Origin of the sequence: Butyrivibrio sp. CB08 (assembly GCF_003625485.1) — a bacterium.
GTDB lineage: Bacteria > Bacillota > Clostridia > Lachnospirales > Lachnospiraceae > Butyrivibrio.
The window spans coordinates 29,148-47,111 of the sequence record NZ_RAIR01000011.1; the positions used below are offsets into that span (position 1 = coordinate 29,148).

The window sequence follows — 17,964 nt, forward strand, 5'->3', positions numbered from 1 at the left end:
AATACGCTTTATCATTCAAATTTCAGATACTTGTGTGCTTTGTTGAAAGAGAAGTTAAATCTTCTGAATCCAGTGTACATATCTAGGTCATCATCGTGGTTGTATTTGTTATACTCCTGGAAGTCCGCAAGCATCTCCTGGTTACCAGCATATGCAGGAACTGCATCATAGGAAAGCTCTTCTGTAATATAGTCTGCAACAGAAGTGTACTCGTTTTTGCCTATCTTGGTCTCAGTTGCCTGAAGGTCATACTTTGCAACCTGATATTCAGGATTGCAGTAGGTAAATGCTATAAAAGCAATGGTAATAACTACCATGCAGGCCTTGAACACAGGGAATTTCCTTGCATAGAGGCTGATGATGAGAAATGCCAAAAAGAAGCACAGCACTGCCAAAAACCACAGGACAAAGATCCTCATGAAGGTCAGATGATAGACTTCGATATAGAGAACCATTCTCATGGCTGATGATGCGATCATGATATAGGTGCATACACCGATCACTGTTAAAAGAGCTGTCAGAACCTTGGAGTGTTTGAAGAATGCCTGACAGATTGAAACCATGACAATGTTCAGAATGCAGACGGCAAGGAGCTGATAAAAGCCCTCATGAGCGTATTCTGCATAGGTGTATCCTTCTGGCAGAGCCATCTTGCCGCTAAAGAGGTACAGAAGCTGGATGGCGCAGAAGATAAGGTAAACAATACCAATGATGCTGGTAAATGTAATGGCAATAACAGGGTTTGTCTTGCCGTCACCCTTAACCTTGATCTTGAGCTCTTTTGCTGCCATAGAAGAGATAATGGTATATGCGCACCAGAATCCAAAGACCATAGTGATAAGCATCATGAATGAGTGGTAGATATATTTAGGGATATCAATGTCCTTAAAGATGGTTGAGAGCATATTCTCAAACACGGCGTCAGCTGAACTAAGAAGCGGAACGATCACAAGTAAAAGAGGCACTGTTATTGCAAGTCCAATAAGGACCGCGTTTACAGTTTTCTTTTTCTCATTTATCTCCTCGCCAGCTGTTGAAAGCTTGTAGGCACGGCGATCAGAGAAAGGATCTCCAATGTGCTCGATAGGCTTTACCACTGTGACTAATATACTAAGAAGCCATGCGAAAATGTCAAAGCCGGTTGTGTCATTATACAGATAAATGACGAAGCTAAAGAGCAAAAGGAAAATAGCAGTTCTCTCAAGGAAGTGCAGAGTAACGCTTGTTGTCATGCATCTGTGGATGGAGAGCAGTACCAGGGAAACAACGTAGAAGATTCCGAGAGCTCTTTTGCCATTACTGTCTGTAATAAGAGAGAGACCGTCCTTGGCCCTTGCTATCTTTAGGATCACCAGTGCAGCGATCATGAAAATAGGATATGTGATGCTGGAGTGGTTATTGTAGAGGCAGAATCCGTAGATAAGACCAAATATTACCGACAGAGAAAAGTACTTTCTGAAGGCCTCTGCATTGCCTCTAATTACTGGTGGCTGTGGTTGCTGAACATTAGGGTTGTTATTAAATTGTGGTGCCTGAACAATATTGTTGTTATTATTCATCTGTGGTGTCTGCATATTATTAGCGTCCATAATCATTCTTCCTTCTGGTCATCAACATATTCTAGGATATCTCCCGGTTGACAATCCAATGCCTTGCATATTGCGTCAAGGGTTTCAAGCCTTACGGCTTTTGCTTTGTTGTTCTTAAGGATAGACAGGTTTGCCAAGGTGATACCGACCTTGCCTGCCAGCTCCGTCAGACCGATCTTCCGTTTTGCCATCATTACATCGAGATTTATTACAATCATATTCTTCACCTGCCCTGTTAAATGGTTAAGTCGTTTTCCTGCTTGTAGCTCACGGCTCTGTCAAAGACTCTCGCCAGAACCTTGCTGAACAGTCCAGCAAAAAGAAATACTCCGGCGATAACCATTGCAGCGGGGGTGAAGTACACGAAGCACCTCAGGGTCTTGATGCCTGTTATTACAAATGCATAGGTCCCCATGTGGTAAAGGCTCTTTACATTGGCTTCTACAAAGCAGTTATCCTCAATAACCGTTTTCATCATCTTACGAAGCTCGTACAGGATGAGAAGAGTGAAGACTCCCACGGCCATTATTGATACAACTGCGTACCAGAAATGATCTGCGATGGCAGCATACTCTGTGCTGTCTCCAAGAGCGTTTACAGTCATCTGAACTGCGAATCTTAACGTGAAGGGGACAGATGCAACTGCCAAGAGGCCAAAGTAAAAACATAGATCAAGGATGGTCTTAACGAAGATGTTCAATTTGTTATTCATGGTATCCTCCAAGTACTTGTATATTTTGTTTATAACATGGTTCTTTTTGAATTGCAATATAAATTTATTGTAAAACAATAAATATTTTTCGAAATGCATAAAATCAAATATAAAAGGAGCTATCTCTAAGTCAAGATAGCTCCTTAAGTTTACGCTATTAATCTGGTAATCACCCTGGCCACTTCTTTTTGGCCTGGTCGTATTGAACGTTGATCTCCTGAAGGGCAGCTGTGTCGCCATCCATGTTGTCAGGGTGGTAGAGCTTAACAAGAGAGCGGTACTTCTTGTCTACGCTTTCTCTTGAGGTGCATCCTGCGAAGAAGTCGAAGGTTGACATTGGAGAGGGTTTTTCTTCGATATATTCCTCGTCGTATTCTTCATATTCATCGTCGTAATCATCTTCCGGATAGTAGTCATCCTCGTCTTCGTAATCATCTTCAGGATAGTAGTCGTCCTCATCGTCGTACTCATCCTCGGGATAATAGTCCTGCTCATCATCTTCATCGCCGTAGAAATCATCGGCTTTTAAGCGGCGGTGATCACGCATTTCTTCTTCCAGCATTTTGTTACGCTGCTTGAGGAGCTTGTCGTATTCCCTCTCTTCATGTTTTCTTCCGGCTTCAGGGAAGAACCTGTAGTAGCGGGAGAGAGCCTGATGAACAAAGCTCTGACCGATAAGGGCCCTTAGAAGATAGAAGACTGCGTCAGCAAGTACTGCATAGAATAAGAGCTTTCCAAAGGATACAAACACTGAGAAAGCTATGAATGCTGTCATGACAGGAATAAACATCAGGATAGACAAAATAAAAAGCAGGATGTAAGATGCCTGTCCCTTATATGCAAATATTGACTGGGTCCACCATACCTTTAAGCTATCAAATAAAGAAATGACCGCAAGGGAAGTCTCTTTTGACCCGAGAAGCTCCTGTGGAACAGGATTTATACCAGAAAAAAGGATATAGATACTAACGCCAAAGAGAATAGAGAATGATATAGCTGTTATGGGGAGAACAACAAAAAAGAGCTTCAGGCCCTTCACAAATGCCTTCATAAACCAGGTCAGAAGTGAAAAGAAAGCCTTAAGCGCATACAAAATGGCATTGACTATTGATTTGATCCCCATTGATAACAAAGAACCCATCCAAACAAAACCTTTCAAAAAACTACTTCTCATTATGAACATAAAAAGTGAAACGGGCAAGTCCACTATTAAAACATCTAGTGCAGGGATTTAAAATGTGGTATAGTGTAATTTGATATTTTGCGTGCATTTTGGTTTATAGGAGGGACAATTATGGACGAGGGCTTGCCTTCAGCCAGTATTTTAGCGTTTTTTATCATTCTTATTATTGATATCTTTGTACATGGTTTTGGCATTGCCATGGATCATGTCAGCAAGGATGAGATTGAGAAAAAGAGCGCTTCTGGGAAAGACAAGACAGGAGAAAGGCTTCTTAAGCTTTTTAGCAACGAGTCTGTTCATATTGAGAGGATGCAGATCCTTACCATTGTGATCAACATGATCCTTGGAGGATTTGTGGCCTGCAGGATAAGTGACTATATGACAGCGCGCTTTGGTGCAGCTGATAGCTCTTTTCCCTCATATGTATTCTGCATAATCTCCGGAGTAGTGATCACTTTGCTCATCATGTGCTTTGGCATCATAATTCCAAGGCGCCTGGCAGCAAGGAATCCTGAGAAGTGGGTCTATGCCTGCTATTATCCTGTGTACTATCTTGGGATTGTCTTAACGCCGTTTACTTTTCTGGCAGGAGTTGTTGCCACAGGAGTTCTCTACATCTTTGGTGTGAGAGGAGATGACAACGTAAGCGACGTGACAGAAGAGGAGATCAGGGATTCCATCGAGAAAGGTCAGGAGCAGGGCGTTATCCAGGAAGCAGAGGCAGACATGATAACCAATATCTTCGAGTTTTCCGACAAGGAAGCTCAGGATATCATGACCAACAGAAATGCCATGGTTGCTATCGATGCCAATGTAAGCCTTAAGGAAGCAGTGAATTTCATGATGGATACCAACAATTCCAGATTCCCTGTTTACCTTGATGATATAGATCACATCATTGGTATCATGCACATAAGAGACGCCATGAAGAAGCTCTCTGAGGAGACAGACGAAGAGCTTCCTATCAGGAAGATCAAGGGACTACTTCGTCAGCCCAAGTTTGTACCAGAGACCAGAAATATCGACTCTCTTTTCCACAGCATGCAGTCATCCAAGACTCAGATGGTCATCGTCATTGACGAGTATGGCCAGACAGCAGGCCTTGTATCCATGGAGGATATCCTCGAGGAGATCGTAGGTAACATCATGGATGAGTATGATGAGGATGAGAACTATATCAAACCTACCAAGAACCCTATGGAGTTTACTGTAGATGGCAAGACTCCACTGGAGGTACTTGAAAAGAAATTCGACATCTCTTTTGGCGAGAGCGAATTTGAGACTCTCAACGGATACATTATCTCCAAGCTTGACAAGATCCCGGATTCCGATGAGGAGTTTGAAACAACAGTTGATGGCTATAATTTCAAGATCCTGTCTGTTCAGAACCACATGGTGAGCAGTGTTCTTTTGACCAAGCTCCCTGAGGAGACTGAAGAGAAAGAGGAAGAAGAATTAGAAATAGCAAATAAGTAAAGATTTATGAAAGGAAGTTTTTATGTCAGGACATTCAAAATTTGCAAACATCAAACACAAGAAAGAAAAGAATGATGCTGCAAAGGGCAAGATTTTTACAATTATTGGTAGAGAGATCGCTGTTGCAGTTAAAGAAGGCGGACCGGACCCTGCCAACAACTTTAAGCTTGCACAGGTAATTGCCAAGGCTAAGGCTAACAACATGCCTAACGATACTATCGATCGTGGTATCAAAAAAGCTTCAGGCGCAGAAGGTAACGTTGATTACAAGAACATTACTTACGAAGGATATGGACCTGGCGGAACAGCTATTATCGTAGAGGCACTTACAGACAACCAGAACAGAACTGCATCTAACGTTAAGGCAGCATTTTCTAAGGGAAATGGTAATGTCGGAACACCTGGATGCGTATCATATATGTTTGACAACAAGGGTCAGATCCTTATCGACAAGGAAGAGTGCAGCATGTCATCTGATGATCTCATGATGCTGGTTCTTGACGCTGGTGCTGACGACTTTAATGAAGAGGAAGACAGCTACGAGATCCTCACAACACCTGACAATTTCCAGGCAGTTGTAGAAGCATTAAATGGCGAGAAGATCGTTCCTGCTTCTGCTGAGGTTACTATGATTCCTCAGAACTACGTAGCGGTAACAGATCCTGAGAACGTTAAGCTCCTTACAAGAATCCTTGATCTTCTTGATGAGGATGACGATGTTCAGGCTGTATATCACAACTGGGAAGAGCCAGAAGAATAATCTAAAACTTTACGGGGGTCCTAAAAATGAAACTGAGGCGAAAATGGCCAGCAATATGCATCTGGGCAGTATTCCTACTTTTTGACATTGTGATGGTGGCAAGTTTATGTTTCTTTTTAGGACTTTTTCCGTCTGATAAAGCCCTGTATTATAGCGGCGGAATTGCGCTTTTAAGCGCTCTTATAATGTCTGTAGTCACCCTGCTTCTCAGTAAACTGAGCGATACCATTGATTTTAAGGGACTGGGTGAAAAGACATTCTTTAACATTCTTTATTCAATTCTCATAGTTCTCTTAATTGCTGGCGGTGTTTACTACCGGATTGAGATCCTCTCATCCGCAACTGGTGATATTATCGGCAAGTACAGTCTCTATGAGAATGCCATGATCGGCGGACAAAATGTAACAGCGGAGTATGATCTTTTATCAATTCTTTACTCGACAATACTTAAAGGCATTTTGTTCTTCACAGGAAACATCATTTCTGTTCCATTCTTTTTCCAGATAGCATGCTTTACCATTTTCATGATATTCAGCTACTTTACTGTTAAAAAGCTTTTGGGAAGGGCTGCAGCTTTTGTTTACACAGCTTATGTTGCTTTTATGCCAATCTTTACCATAAGCTTTACAGGCCTTTCGCTTTCTACTGACTATCTGTTTATGGCTATGTTCAGTATTGAGTTCTTTATTGTAGCTCTTTACCTGGAAGGTTCCTACAAGGGGCTCTATACTTCACCGGCCTATATGCTGTGGTATGCCTTTGTTGGAGCAGCAGTGGGCTTTATGGCCTATGTTGATGCCGGAACTATTATAATGATCCTTCCATTCCTTGTGGCAGTGCTGTTTCTTTATGGCAAGGATTACAGATATGATCTTGTAAGACTTGTATTTGTGATCATTGCGGCAGCTTTAATGTTCTTTGGAATGATAGCCCAGGAGAAGGGCTTTATGATGATGGATGTTCAACTTTCTAACTGGGCATCATATTACTTCCACAACCTCAACACCTTTAGCATGTTCTGGATCTACACAGACCATAAGATACTGTACCTTATTACAGCTATCGCCATGTCTGGAGTTATTGTGGGATTTTGGAAGAATCGCATTTTTGAGAGAGTTTCACCATGGCTTTTGTCCATGCTATTTATCTTTGCCACAGTGCCATTTATGGGCGCAACCAGAATGAATACGCAGGCATTCGTGACAGTATATTATGCTTATATCCTTGGCTGCGTGGCATCACTTATCATCACTCCTGCAGATGAGGAAGGCGAGTTCGTTGCTCCAGCTCTTACTGATGAGGAGCTTGAAAAGATGGAGCAGATGTCAGAAGCGGCAGACGAGGAGCTTCCTGAAGAAGCTGAGGAACCTGCAGAGGAACCTGCAGCAGAAGAGCCTTCTGTTCCCGAGAACTTCACAACAGCTGAAATTGAAACAACAGAGGAAGTTCATGTTGTTAAGCCAGAGCCCGTTATCCCTTACGAGCCTGAGCCTGTTCCTGAGCCAGAAGTGCCAAGGCAGCGCTTCATCCCTGAGGGAATGGTCCTTCCAGAGGACGACGAAGATGTGGATCTTACTCCACGCATGAAGATGCCGGAATTTACCGGCAAGATCAGCCTTGATGGCGGCGAGAAGCTTAAAGTTAAGGCAAAAGAGGAACCGGCACCTGAGCCTGTTCCAGAACCAGCAGACGATTTCGACATCGCGTTCACTGAGGGCGATGATTTTGATATTAAATAAACCTAGGAGAATACCACTACATGAGATTAGAAGAACTTTCTTCATATGAGATTATTGAAAGACGCAGGATTGAGGACCTCAATTCCGAGAGCTTTCTTATGAGGCATAAAAAGACCGGAGCGAGAGTAGCTCTTTTGTCCAACGACGAAGAGAACAAGGTCTTCTCAATTGGCTTTAGAACACCACCCAAGAACTCCACAGGTGTAGCTCACATCATCGAGCACACAGTTCTTTGTGGTTCCAAGAACTTCCCTGTTAAGGACCCATTTGTTGAACTGGTAAAGGGTTCCCTTAACACTTTCCTCAACGCAATGACATACCCTGACAAGACCGTGTATCCTGTTGCCAGCTGCAATGACGCTGACTTCCAGAATCTGATGCACGTTTATCTTGATGCGGTATTTTATCCAAATATCTACAAGACTGACAAGATCTTCAAGCAGGAAGGCTGGCACTATGAGATGGAGGATGAGTCATCAGATCTTACCATCAACGGTGTTGTTTACAACGAGATGAAGGGTGCTTTTTCTTCTGCGGATGATGTGCTCACAAGAGAGATCATGAATTCTCTTTACCCTGACATCACTTATGGAATCGAGTCAGGCGGAGACCCTGATGTTATCCCAGAGCTTACATATGAAGAGTATCTTGATTTCCACAGAAGCTACTATCATCCATCAAACAGCTATATCTACATGTACGGCAATATGGACATGGCAGAGAAGCTTGATTACATCGACAAGAACTACTTATCCAAGTTTGATCGTATTGATGTTGATTCAAGGATCGGCGTTCAGAAGGCCTTTGAAGAGCCAAGGCTTGTGAAAAAAGCTTATCCCGTTCTTCCAGAGGATGAGATCAAAAAGAACACCTATCTGTCCTATAACTGCAGCGTAGGCTCAACTCTCGATAAGAAGCTCTACATTGCCTTTGATATTCTTGACTACGCCCTTTGCTCTGCACCTGGAGCACCTATCAAGAAGGCTCTTATCGACAAGGGAATAGGTCAGGATGTTTACAGCGACTACGACAACGGCATTCAGCAGCCTATTTTCTCCATTGTTGCCAAGAACGCCGATTCAGACCAAAAGGACGAGTTCGTTAAGACTATCAGGGAGGTCCTTCAGGAGCAGGTAGAAAAGGGAATTGATAAGAAATCTCTTTTGGCTGGTCTTTCATATGACGAGTTCAAGTACAGAGAGGCTGACTTTGGAAGATTCCCTAAGGGACTACTCTATGGCCTTCAGGTATTTGACAGCTGGCTCTATGACGACAACTCTCCATGGCTCAACGTGGAGGCTAATGATACCTTTGCTCAGCTCAAGAAAGAGGCAGAGGGCAGATACTTTGAGGACCTTGTTCAGAAGTACCTGCTTGATAACCCTCACAGAACTGTAGTTATGCTTGAACCCAAGCAGGGACTTACAGAGGAAAAGGACGAGGCACTTAAGAATAAGCTTAAGTCCTATAGAGATTCTCTTTCAGAAGAGGAGATCAAAACTATTGTTAAGGAGACTAAGGAACTTCGTGAGTTCCAGGATGCAGAGGATGCTCCTGAGGACCTTGCCAAGATTCCGCTTCTTACTCTTGCTGATATGAAGAAGGAGTCAGAGAAGTTCATCTATGAGCTAAGGGATGCTGCGGGCACGAAAGTTCTTTTCCATGACATCTTCACAAATGGAATCGCCTATATCAGCTTCGTGTTTGATATGCAGACCCTTGACCCAGAGCTTCTTCCATACGCTTCATCTCTTAAGAAGGTTCTTGGAATGCTCAACACCGAGAACTACGAGTATGGCGACCTCTACAATGAGATCAACATAAGGACCGGCGGAATCAGCGGAGCTATCAGCACCTACACAGATTCTCAGGATGTGAAGACGTTCCAGACCAAGTTTGAGATCAGCGTCAAGGTTCTTCATGAGAATATGAACTACGCCTTTGACCTGGTAAAAGAGATCCTGACAAAGACTAAGTTTGACGACGTAAACAGGCTCAAGGAGATCTTCTCTGAGCAGTATGCACGCCTTCAGTCTGACCTTGCTTCCTCAGGACATCAGAGCGCAGCTCTTCGTGCAATGGGATACGTTTCACCAGCTGCATCTGTTTCAGACTCTACCAGCGGAATCGGATACTTCAGACACCTTGAGAAGATCCTTAAGGCCCTTGATACAGAGGACGGGGCAAAAGAGCTTATCGCTACATTAAAGAGCCTCTGCAAGCTGATCTTCAGACCAGAGAACCTTCTTGTGGACATCACAGGAACCGAGAAGGAATACGCTGGAATCGAGGATGAGACTAAAAAGTTTGTACCTTCTCTTTATACTGATGAGGTTAAGAAGGGAAGTCTTGATATCACTACTGTTAAGAAGAACGAAGGCTTTAAGACAGCCGGACAGGTTCAGTATGTCTGCAGAGCCGGAAACTTCGCAAGCAAGGGCTTTAAGTACAGCGGAGCTTTGAGAGTCCTCAAAGTCATGATGAGCTACGACTATTTATGGAAGTTCATCAGAGTTCAGGGCGGAGCGTACGGATGTATGAGCAGCTTTGCCAAGAACGGAGACGCGGCCTTTGTGACCTACAGAGATCCTAACCTTAAGAACAGTATCGATGTATTTGAAAAGGCAGCTGACTATCTTGAGAGCTTTGATGACGATGACAGAGCTATCCTTCAGTACATCATCGGAGCTATCTCAGATCTTGATACACCTAAGACACCTTCAGCTAAGGGATCTTACGGACTTACTGCATATCTGTGCAACGCCAAGATGGAGAACATCCAGAAGAACAGGGATGAGCTTCTTGCTACAACCAAGGAGACCATCAGGGGACTTGCCGAGTACGTCAAGGCCTTTATGTCAGATGAGTGCCTGTGCGTAATCGGATCAGCAGAGAAGATCGAAGAGAGCAGTGACCTCTTTGATAACGTAGAGCAGCTTATTGGCCGCTAAGTAAGCCTGATATTTTCTGGCAAACGGGGAGGAAATGTTATGAAAAAGAGATTTATGCCTGGTAAGGTACTGGCAGCTATTTTGGGAACAGCACTTGTCATTGCAGGATGCGGAAGCTCAGGTGCTACTTCAGATTTTGCAAAGAGCGCTGTTGATACAGCAGAGTACGGAGTTTATGAAGAAGCAGCTATGGCTGATGAAGCTGGCGGCTCCTTTGAAAATGGCGGCGAAACAGTAGCTGACACAAGCCGTAAGCTCATCACAACAGTTAATCTTACTGCCGAGACAGAAGACCTTACAGTAACCATGACAAACGTGGAAAAGAAGGTTTCAGAGCTTGGCGGATATATCGAATCCAGCAACATATACAACGGAGCCAGCTATTCTGGATATTCAAGCTCAAGAAGTGCAGACCTTACAGTAAGGATCCCTGCAAAGAACCTTGATGCATTTGTTGATTCAATTGAAGGAAGCAACAATATCACGAGGAAGTCTGTTAACGTTGAAGATATCACTCTTTCATATGTAGATACGCAGTCCAAGAAGAATGCACTTAAGACTGAGGAAACAAGACTTCTTGAGATCCTTAAGTCTGCAGAGACAGTAGAGGACCTTGTGACCATCGAGGATAAGCTTGCTGATGTCAGATACCAGCTTGAGAGCATCGAGTCTCAGCTTCGTAGCTACGACAACCTGGTAGATTACAGCACTGTATACCTTAGCATCGAAGAGGTGGCAAGATTTACTCCGGTTGAAAAGGAAAATGCCTTTAGCAGAATGGGCAAGGGATTCATGGAGAACTTATCCGATGTTGGAGAAGCTATCGTAGAGTTCTTCGTATGGGTGGTTTCACACCTTCCTTCAATCATTCTGTTTGTTCTTGTGATCGTGGTTATCATTGTGATCATCAAGAAGGCAGATGCAGCCAGCAAAAAGAAACGCATGAAGAGAATGGCAATGATGCAGCAGCCTGTAATGAATCAGCCTGTTATGCCAAACCCGGTAAACAATGTGAACACTCCTGCAGGTCAGGAAAAAGGACAAGATGGAAATAAGTAATAGTTTTAAGACAGGTTTTATAACCCTTATAGGACGCCCAAATGTAGGTAAGTCAACTCTGATGAACCACCTAATTGGGCAGAAGATAGCAATAACTTCTAATAAGCCTCAGACCACCAGAAACAGGATCCTTACAGTCTATACTGACGATGAGTGCCAGATGATCTTCCTTGATACTCCTGGCATTCAGAACACCAAAAACAAGCTTGGTGAGTATATGACCAAGGCAGCCAAGAGCACTATCTCTGAGGTGGATGTGGTACTGTGGCTTGTGGAGCCAAGCACTTATATCGGAGAAGTTGAGAAGTCCATAGCAGAGGACCTTCGTTCCTGTAAGAGCCCTGTTATCCTTGTTATCAACAAAATCGACACGGTATCTGAGGAGAGCCTTTCAAAGTTTGAAGAGGCCTACAAGAAGGAGATGGACTTTGCAAAGGTTGTTCGCGTAGCAGCTCTTAAGGGTCAGAACATCGATGAGGTGATGGGAGCCATCAAGCAGTTCCTTCCCTATGGACCTCCATTCTACGACGAGGACACCATTACTGATCAGCCAGAGAGGCAGATCGCAGCAGAGATCATCAGGGAAAAAGCCCTGCGCCTGCTTAGAGACGAGGTTCCCCATGGAATCGCTGTCACTATCGAGAAGATGAGGGAAAGAGAAGATAATCCGGACCTCATGGACATAGAAGCCACCATAATCTGTGAGAGAGATTCCCACAAGGGCATTGTTATTGGTAAGGGTGGCACAATGCTCAAAAAGATCGGGTCAGCCGCAAGAAAAGATATTGAAGAGATGGTTGAATGTCAGGTCAATCTGCAGCTTTTTGTTAAAGTCAGAAGAGACTGGAGAGATGACAAGAACCAGCTTAAGAACTTTGGCTACGACTCCAGAGATTTCAAGTAGGAGCTTAGATGCAGGATTTTGTTTCTGTAAGAGGAATAGTTTTAAAGCATACCCCAAGCGGGGACTACGACTGGGTTGCCACAATCTTTACTGCTGACAGGGGCAAGATAACAGCCTTTGCCAAGAGTGCAAGAAAGCCAGGCAATAAGCTCTCTGGTTGTGTTGAACCCTTCTGTTTTGGAACCTTTAAACTCTTTGTTGGAAAGAGTTCTTACAATATTATTGAAGCGGATATTGAGAATTACTTTGAGGGCTTTCGATCAGACCTTGAGGGAGCCTGCTTTGGAACTTACCTTCTGGAAATAGCATCCTACTATACAAGAGAGAACAACGAAGACGTAGAGCTTCTTAATCTTTTGTACCTATCGCTACGAGCTCTTTTAAACAGCTCCATTCCAAACAGCCTGGTCAGATGCATATTTGAACTGAGGGCACTTATTATAGAAGGAGAATACCCTGGAGCTCCTGATGGCATAGAGCTTTCAGACTCAGCAAGATACGCTCTTTCCTTTATAGAGACAACACCTCTTGAAAAGCTCTTTACCTTTAATCTCAAGGAAGAAGCCCTTTCTGAGCTCGCCAAGGTCACAAGGCTCTATAGAAATAAGTTTATTGACCGGCCACTTAGGAGCGCAGAGATGCTAGAGGGCTTTGATGCTTTCTATTGAAAAAGAAAAATGATTTGGATATAATTACCTTGTTTGTGAGGTGGAAGATTTTGGGTTTTTATAGTAAAACAGCCGCAAAAGGCTCTTTTAATAAAATAGCAGTGGCAGGAAGTGCGGCCATTATCGGCGCACTTGTTTTGTGTGGATGTGGTCAGTCAAAAGAGAACGTATCCACAATGACAATTGATTCAGAAGGCAAGGTTTCATACGTTATCTTCGAGGACTTCTCGGAGGATTACTACAATATAGATGAACTTTCCCAAATGGCTGAAAAAGAGATAGCTGAGTATAACTCAGAGTATATAAGCCCCAAGATAGCTCTTGAGGGAACAGAACTCATAGAGGTAGAAGAGAGTACTCCTATTGTTAAGATGGCTCTTACCTTTGACAGCTACTCCGATTTCTCTAACTTTAATCAGGAATCTCTTTTCTATGGAACTGTAAAAGAGGCAAGAGAAGAGGGATATACAATATCCACTGGTCTTGTGGATGGCAAGGGAGAAAAACTTCCTGATTCCTACCTTGAGGATCATCAGGACAGGCATATAGTCATTACCAATGACAGAGCACATATCAAAACCCCATATAATATAGAATACATGTCAAACGGGGTTAATCTAAATGGCAAAAAAGAGGCTGAAGTTTCAGCGGTTACAGCAGATACTGTTCAGCTCCTTCTTTCAAAATAAGAAATAATTATAGAGAGGATTATTTGATCATGGAAAAATCAGCTAAGACAATGGATAAAATAGTTGCGCTGGCAAAGGCGAGAGGATTTGTTTATCCTGGTTCAGAAATTTACGGCGGTCTTGCAAACACTTGGGATTACGGTAATCTCGGCGTTGAGTTCAAGAACAACGTTAAGAAAGCATGGTGGCAGAAGTTTGTGCAGGAGTGCCCACACAACGTAGGCGTTGACTGCGCAATTCTTATGAACCCACAGACATGGATCGCATCAGGACATCTTGGCGGATTTTCCGATCCTCTTATGGATTGTAAGGAGTGTCACGAGAGATTCAGAGCTGACAAGATCATCGAGGATTTTGCAGCTGAGAACAATATCGAGCTTGAGTCATCTGTAGACGGATGGTCTCACGAGGAGATGGAGAACTTCATTAAGGAGCACAATATTCCATGTCCTTCATGTGGCAAGCACAACTTCACAAGCATCAGAGAGTTCAACCTGATGTTCAAGACTTTCCAGGGTGTTACAGAGGATGCCAAGGACACAGTTTACCTTCGTCCTGAGACAGCACAAGGTATCTTCGTAAACTTCAAGAACGTTCAGCGTACATCAAGAAAGAAGGTTCCATTTGGAATCTGCCAGGTTGGTAAGAGCTTCCGTAACGAGATCACACCTGGTAACTTCACATTCCGTACAAGAGAGTTTGAGCAGATGGAGCTTGAGTTCTTCTGCAAGCCTGGAACACAGACTGAGTGGTTCGAGTACTGGAGAAAGTTCTGCTACGAGTGGCTACTTAGCCTTGGTATCGACAAGGAGAACCTCCGTCTTCGTGACCATGATCCAGAAGAGCTTTCATTCTACTCAGATCACACAACAGATATCGAGTATGCATTCCCATTCACAGACTGGGGCGAGCTCTGGGGAATCGCATCAAGAACTAACTATGACCTTACACGTCATCAGGAGACATCTGGTGAGCCTATGGATTACTTCGATGACGAGACCAATGAGAAATACATCCCTTACGTTGTTGAGCCATCACTTGGTGCAGACCGTGTAACGCTTGCATTCCTTTGCGAGGCTTATGACGAGGAGAACATCGGAACAGAGGACAAGCCTGACATGCGTACAGTGCTTCATTTCCACCCAGCACTTGCACCAGTTAAGATCGGTATCCTTCCTCTTTCCAAGAAGCTCAACGAGGGTGCTGAGAAGATCTATGCTCAGCTTTCCAAGAAGTACAACTGCGAGTTTGATGACAGAGGAAACATCGGAAAGAGATATCGTCGTCAGGACGAGATCGGAACTCCATTCTGCATCACATACGACTTTGATTCTGAGACAGACAACAAGGTTACAGTAAGATTCAGAGACAGCATGGAGCAGGAGAGAATTGCTATCGATGAGCTTGATGCTTACTTTGCTGACAAGTTCGATTTCTGATTTGAACTACTAGATTTATAGATGGGAGATTTGTATTAATGAGATCATTTACAGCTGACGAGCTGCGTAAAGCTTGGAAACAGTTCTATATTGACAGAGGACACGTTGACTGTGGCGCCGTTTCACTGGTTTCTGACGGTTCAACCGGTGTTATGTTCAACGTTGCTGGTATGCAGCCACTTATGCCTTATCTTCTTGGTAAGAAGCACCCAATGGGAACAAGACTTTGCAATGTTCAGGGATGTGTTCGTACCAACGATATTGATTCAGTAGGTGACAAGAGCCATGGTACCTTCTTTGAGATGATGGGTAGCTGGTCTCTTGGTGATTACTTCAAGAAAGAGCGTTGCCAGTGGAGCTACGAGCTTCTTACAGAGCTTTTCGGATTCGATGCTGATCATCTTGCAGCAACAGTATTTGCTGGTGATGAGAACGCTCCAAGAGATGAAGAGGGTGCTAAGTATCGTATCGAGTCAGGTTTTAAGCCAGAGAACATCTTCTACCTTCCAGCTGAGGACAACTGGTGGGGACTTGAATATGGCCCATGCGGACCTGACAGTGAGATGTTCTATGTTAAGGATATTCCTGATTGTGGACCTGACTGCGGCCCTGGATGCCACTGTGGCAAGTACACAGAGATCGGTAACGACGTATTCATGCAGTATGAGAAGCATCACGATGGCAGCCTTACTCCTTTATCACAGAAGAACGTTGATACAGGTTGGGGACTTGAGCGTATCCTTGCATTCCTTAACGGCGTAGATGATGTTTACAAGATCGATCTCCACGCTCCTGTTATCTCATACATTGAGAAAGAGAGCGGTATCAAATACGAGGCTGACGAGAAGACAACAAGATCCATGAGAATCCTTGCTGACCACACTCGTACAGCAGTTATGCTTATCGGAGATGTAGCTAAGCTCCTTCCTTCTAACACAGGTGCTGGCTATATCCTTAGAAGACTTATCCGTCGTGCAGTAAGACACGCAAGAACTCTTGGCCTTAACAAGGATCAGATCCTTGGCGTAGCTACAATCTATATCGATGAGTATTCAGACAGCTACGAGCACCTCAAGAACAACAAGAAGTTCGTTCTTACTGAGCTTGAGAGAGAGATTGTTCGTTTCGAGTCAACTCTTGAGAATGGTATGAAGGAGTTCAAGAAGATCCTTGATCAGACTTCTTCAGAGGGTAAGAAGGAAATCGCTGGTAAGGATGCATTCTTCCTTTATGATACATTTGGATTCCCTGTAGAGCTCACTGTTGAGCTTGCAGAGGAGGAAGGCTTTACTGTAGATGAGGAAGGCTTTAAGGCATCTATGGAAGAGCAGAAGCAGAAGGCAAGAGACAACCAGAACTTTGCAGCTAACCTTGAGTCTGGTGTGTCTGCATTTGACCAGCTTTCAGATGACGTTACAAGCGAGTTTGTAGGCTATACATCTACAAGCTGTGATGGCAAGATTGTTGCTATCTCTGACGGAGCGGCTCTTTGCGATGAGCTTTCAAAGGGAGCAAAGGGAACAATCATCACTGACAAGACACCTTTCTATGGAACAATGGGTGGTCAGGTTGGCGATATCGGTGTTATCGAAACATCTGATGGCGCTAAGTTTGAGGTTACAGAGACTGTACATGTAGCAGGCGGAAGAACTGCTCATGTTGGTCAGGTTATAGAGGGATCATTTAAGAATGGCAGCCAGGTTAAGCTTCTTGTTGATGTAGAGAACAGAGCTAAGACCTGCAGAAACCACTCAGCAACTCACCTTCTTCAGAAGGCTCTTCAGGAGGTCCTTGGAGATCATGTAGAGCAGGCTGGTTCTTATCAGGATCCAGACAAGACAAGATTCGACTTCTCACATCATCAGGCTATGACAGCTGAAGAGATCAGGAAGGTTGAGGATCTTGTAAATGCCAAGATTGCAGAGGCACTTCCAGTTGTAACAGAAGAGATGACAATGGAAGAAGCCAAGAAGACAGGAGCTATGGCTCTGTTTGGCGAGAAGTATGGCGACGTAGTAAGAGTTGTTAAGATGGGAGACTTCTCAATTGAGCTTTGTGGTGGTACTCACGTATCTAACACAAGCCATGTGGGAATCTTCAAGATAGTTTCTGAGAGCGGTGTTGCTGCAGGCGTTCGTCGTATCGAGGCCCTCACGGGAAGCAATGCAAGAAATTACTACATCGGTGTTGAGAACAACCTGGATGAGGCAGCTAAGGCATTAAAGACTAATCCAGCAGATATCACAACTCAGATCAAGAAGCTTCAGGAAGAGCTCAAGGCTCTTAGAAGTGAGAATGAGTCACTTAAGAGCAAAGAGGCTCAGGCTGCTCTTGGCGATGTAACAGATCAGGTTGAGGAGATTAATGGAGTTAAGATCCTTGCAACTTCTGTTAAGGGCGTTGATATGAACGGTCTTAGAGATCTCGGCGACCAGATGAAGGGCAAGATCGGTGAAGGTGTTGTAGTTCTCATCTCAGAGGCTGATGGCAAGGTTAACCTTGTTACTATGGCTACTGATGAAGCTATTTCAAAGGGTGCTCACGCTGGAAACCTTATCAAGGCAATCGCTCCTAAGGTAGGAGGCGGCGGTGGCGGACGTCCTAATATGGCCCAGGCTGGTGGTAAGAATCCAGCTGGTATTGCAGACGCCATAGCTGAAGCCAAGAAGGTTCTTGCAGAGCAGATTGGTTAATGTCGTAAAAAAGTTCTTGACGGCAAATGTTTTTATGATATAATTATTGATGTTATGTGAGTCAAAAGGGCTCAAAACATAGCAAATAACCCAATCAGTCAT

Annotated in this window: 14 protein-coding genes; 10 read left to right on the forward strand and 4 right to left on the reverse strand. The window is 43.9% G+C overall.

Translation table 11 applies throughout. The features are described 5' to 3' along the window. Positions 1-11 precede the first annotated feature (11 nt). The 4 genes from D6855_RS15380 to D6855_RS15395 form a co-directional block, all read right to left on the reverse strand. A complete protein-coding gene (locus D6855_RS15380; RefSeq protein ID WP_158589556.1) occupies positions 12-1,589 on the reverse strand; it encodes a DUF4153 domain-containing protein in 1,578 nt (525 codons plus the stop codon). Between the two features lie 2 nt (positions 1,590-1,591). After that, on the reverse strand, positions 1,592-1,807 hold the full coding sequence (locus D6855_RS15385; protein WP_120742694.1) for a helix-turn-helix domain-containing protein: 216 nt from the start codon (positions 1,805-1,807) through the stop codon (positions 1,592-1,594). 17 nt (positions 1,808-1,824) lie between these two features. Next, positions 1,825-2,301 (reverse strand): DUF2975 domain-containing protein, encoded by a 477-nt coding sequence (locus D6855_RS15390; protein ID WP_158589557.1) that lies wholly within the window; start codon positions 2,299-2,301, stop codon positions 1,825-1,827. A gap of 169 nt (positions 2,302-2,470) precedes the next feature. Further along, on the reverse strand, positions 2,471-3,424 hold the full coding sequence (locus tag D6855_RS15395; RefSeq protein WP_147368154.1) for a J domain-containing protein: 954 nt from the start codon (positions 3,422-3,424) through the stop codon (positions 2,471-2,473). A gap of 171 nt (positions 3,425-3,595) precedes the next feature. Here D6855_RS15395 and D6855_RS15400 point away from each other — a divergent pair, with 171 nt between their 5' ends. Genes D6855_RS15400 through alaS form a run of 10 tightly spaced genes read left to right on the forward strand, consistent with a single transcriptional unit; the run spans position 3,596 to position 17,862 of the window. Then, the gene (locus D6855_RS15400; RefSeq protein ID WP_120742700.1) at positions 3,596-4,960 is read left to right on the forward strand and encodes a hemolysin family protein; all 1,365 of its coding nucleotides are present in this window, start codon (positions 3,596-3,598) and stop codon (positions 4,958-4,960) included. A 22-nt stretch (positions 4,961-4,982) separates the two neighbouring features. Beyond that, positions 4,983-5,720 (forward strand): YebC/PmpR family DNA-binding transcriptional regulator, encoded by a 738-nt coding sequence (locus D6855_RS15405; RefSeq protein WP_120742702.1) that lies wholly within the window; start codon positions 4,983-4,985, stop codon positions 5,718-5,720. Between the two features lie 26 nt (positions 5,721-5,746). Continuing rightward, the gene (locus D6855_RS15410) at positions 5,747-7,459 is read left to right on the forward strand and encodes a hypothetical protein (RefSeq protein ID WP_120742703.1); all 1,713 of its coding nucleotides are present in this window, start codon (positions 5,747-5,749) and stop codon (positions 7,457-7,459) included. Between the two features lie 20 nt (positions 7,460-7,479). Further along, a complete protein-coding gene (locus tag D6855_RS15415; RefSeq protein WP_120742705.1) occupies positions 7,480-10,410 on the forward strand; it encodes an insulinase family protein in 2,931 nt (976 codons plus the stop codon). A gap of 39 nt (positions 10,411-10,449) precedes the next feature. Beyond that, positions 10,450-11,469: a DUF4349 domain-containing protein gene (locus tag D6855_RS15420; protein ID WP_120742707.1), complete on the forward strand. Its 1,020-nt coding sequence runs from the start codon at positions 10,450-10,452 to the stop codon at positions 11,467-11,469. After that, on the forward strand, positions 11,456-12,373 hold the full coding sequence (gene era / locus D6855_RS15425; RefSeq protein WP_120742742.1) for a GTPase Era: 918 nt from the start codon (positions 11,456-11,458) through the stop codon (positions 12,371-12,373). The genes D6855_RS15420 and era overlap by 14 nt, the downstream gene beginning before the upstream one ends. Positions 12,374-12,381: 8 nt before the next feature. Beyond that, on the forward strand, positions 12,382-13,041 hold the full coding sequence (recO, locus tag D6855_RS15430) for a DNA repair protein RecO (protein ID WP_120742709.1): 660 nt from the start codon (positions 12,382-12,384) through the stop codon (positions 13,039-13,041). Between the two features lie 50 nt (positions 13,042-13,091). After that, positions 13,092-13,730 carry a hypothetical protein gene (locus tag D6855_RS15435; protein WP_120742711.1) on the forward strand — a complete coding sequence of 213 codons (639 nt, stop codon included), beginning with the start codon at positions 13,092-13,094 and terminating at the stop codon, positions 13,728-13,730. Between the two features lie 29 nt (positions 13,731-13,759). Next, positions 13,760-15,169, forward strand: a complete 1,410-nt coding sequence (locus D6855_RS15440; RefSeq protein ID WP_120742713.1) for a glycine--tRNA ligase — start codon at positions 13,760-13,762, stop codon at positions 15,167-15,169. 38 nt (positions 15,170-15,207) lie between these two features. Next, complete coding sequence (gene alaS / locus D6855_RS15445) at positions 15,208-17,862, forward strand: alanine--tRNA ligase (RefSeq protein WP_120742715.1); 2,655 nt, start codon at positions 15,208-15,210, stop codon at positions 17,860-17,862. Positions 17,863-17,964: the final 102 nt, after the last annotated feature.

Bases quoted from the DNA above. Each gene is read 5' to 3' on its own strand.
- D6855_RS15380 (WP_158589556.1), bottom strand. From the start codon at position 1,589: ATGGACGCTAATAATATGCAGACACCACAGATGAATAATAACAACAAT.
- D6855_RS15385 (WP_120742694.1), bottom strand. From the start codon at position 1,807: ATGATTGTAATAAATCTCGATGTAATGATGGCAAAACGGAAGATCGGT.
- D6855_RS15390 (WP_158589557.1), bottom strand. From the start codon at position 2,301: ATGAATAACAAATTGAACATCTTCGTTAAGACCATCCTTGATCTATGT.
- D6855_RS15395 (WP_147368154.1), bottom strand. From the start codon at position 3,424: ATGGGGATCAAATCAATAGTCAATGCCATTTTGTATGCGCTTAAGGCT.
- D6855_RS15400 (WP_120742700.1), top strand. From the start codon at position 3,596: ATGGACGAGGGCTTGCCTTCAGCCAGTATTTTAGCGTTTTTTATCATT.
- D6855_RS15405 (WP_120742702.1), top strand. From the start codon at position 4,983: ATGTCAGGACATTCAAAATTTGCAAACATCAAACACAAGAAAGAAAAG.
- D6855_RS15410 (WP_120742703.1), top strand. From the start codon at position 5,747: ATGAAACTGAGGCGAAAATGGCCAGCAATATGCATCTGGGCAGTATTC.
- D6855_RS15415 (WP_120742705.1), top strand. From the start codon at position 7,480: ATGAGATTAGAAGAACTTTCTTCATATGAGATTATTGAAAGACGCAGG.
- D6855_RS15420 (WP_120742707.1), top strand. From the start codon at position 10,450: ATGAAAAAGAGATTTATGCCTGGTAAGGTACTGGCAGCTATTTTGGGA.
- era (WP_120742742.1), top strand. From the start codon at position 11,456: ATGGAAATAAGTAATAGTTTTAAGACAGGTTTTATAACCCTTATAGGA.
- recO (WP_120742709.1), top strand. From the start codon at position 12,382: ATGCAGGATTTTGTTTCTGTAAGAGGAATAGTTTTAAAGCATACCCCA.
- D6855_RS15440 (WP_120742713.1), top strand. From the start codon at position 13,760: ATGGAAAAATCAGCTAAGACAATGGATAAAATAGTTGCGCTGGCAAAG.
- alaS (WP_120742715.1), top strand. From the start codon at position 15,208: ATGAGATCATTTACAGCTGACGAGCTGCGTAAAGCTTGGAAACAGTTC.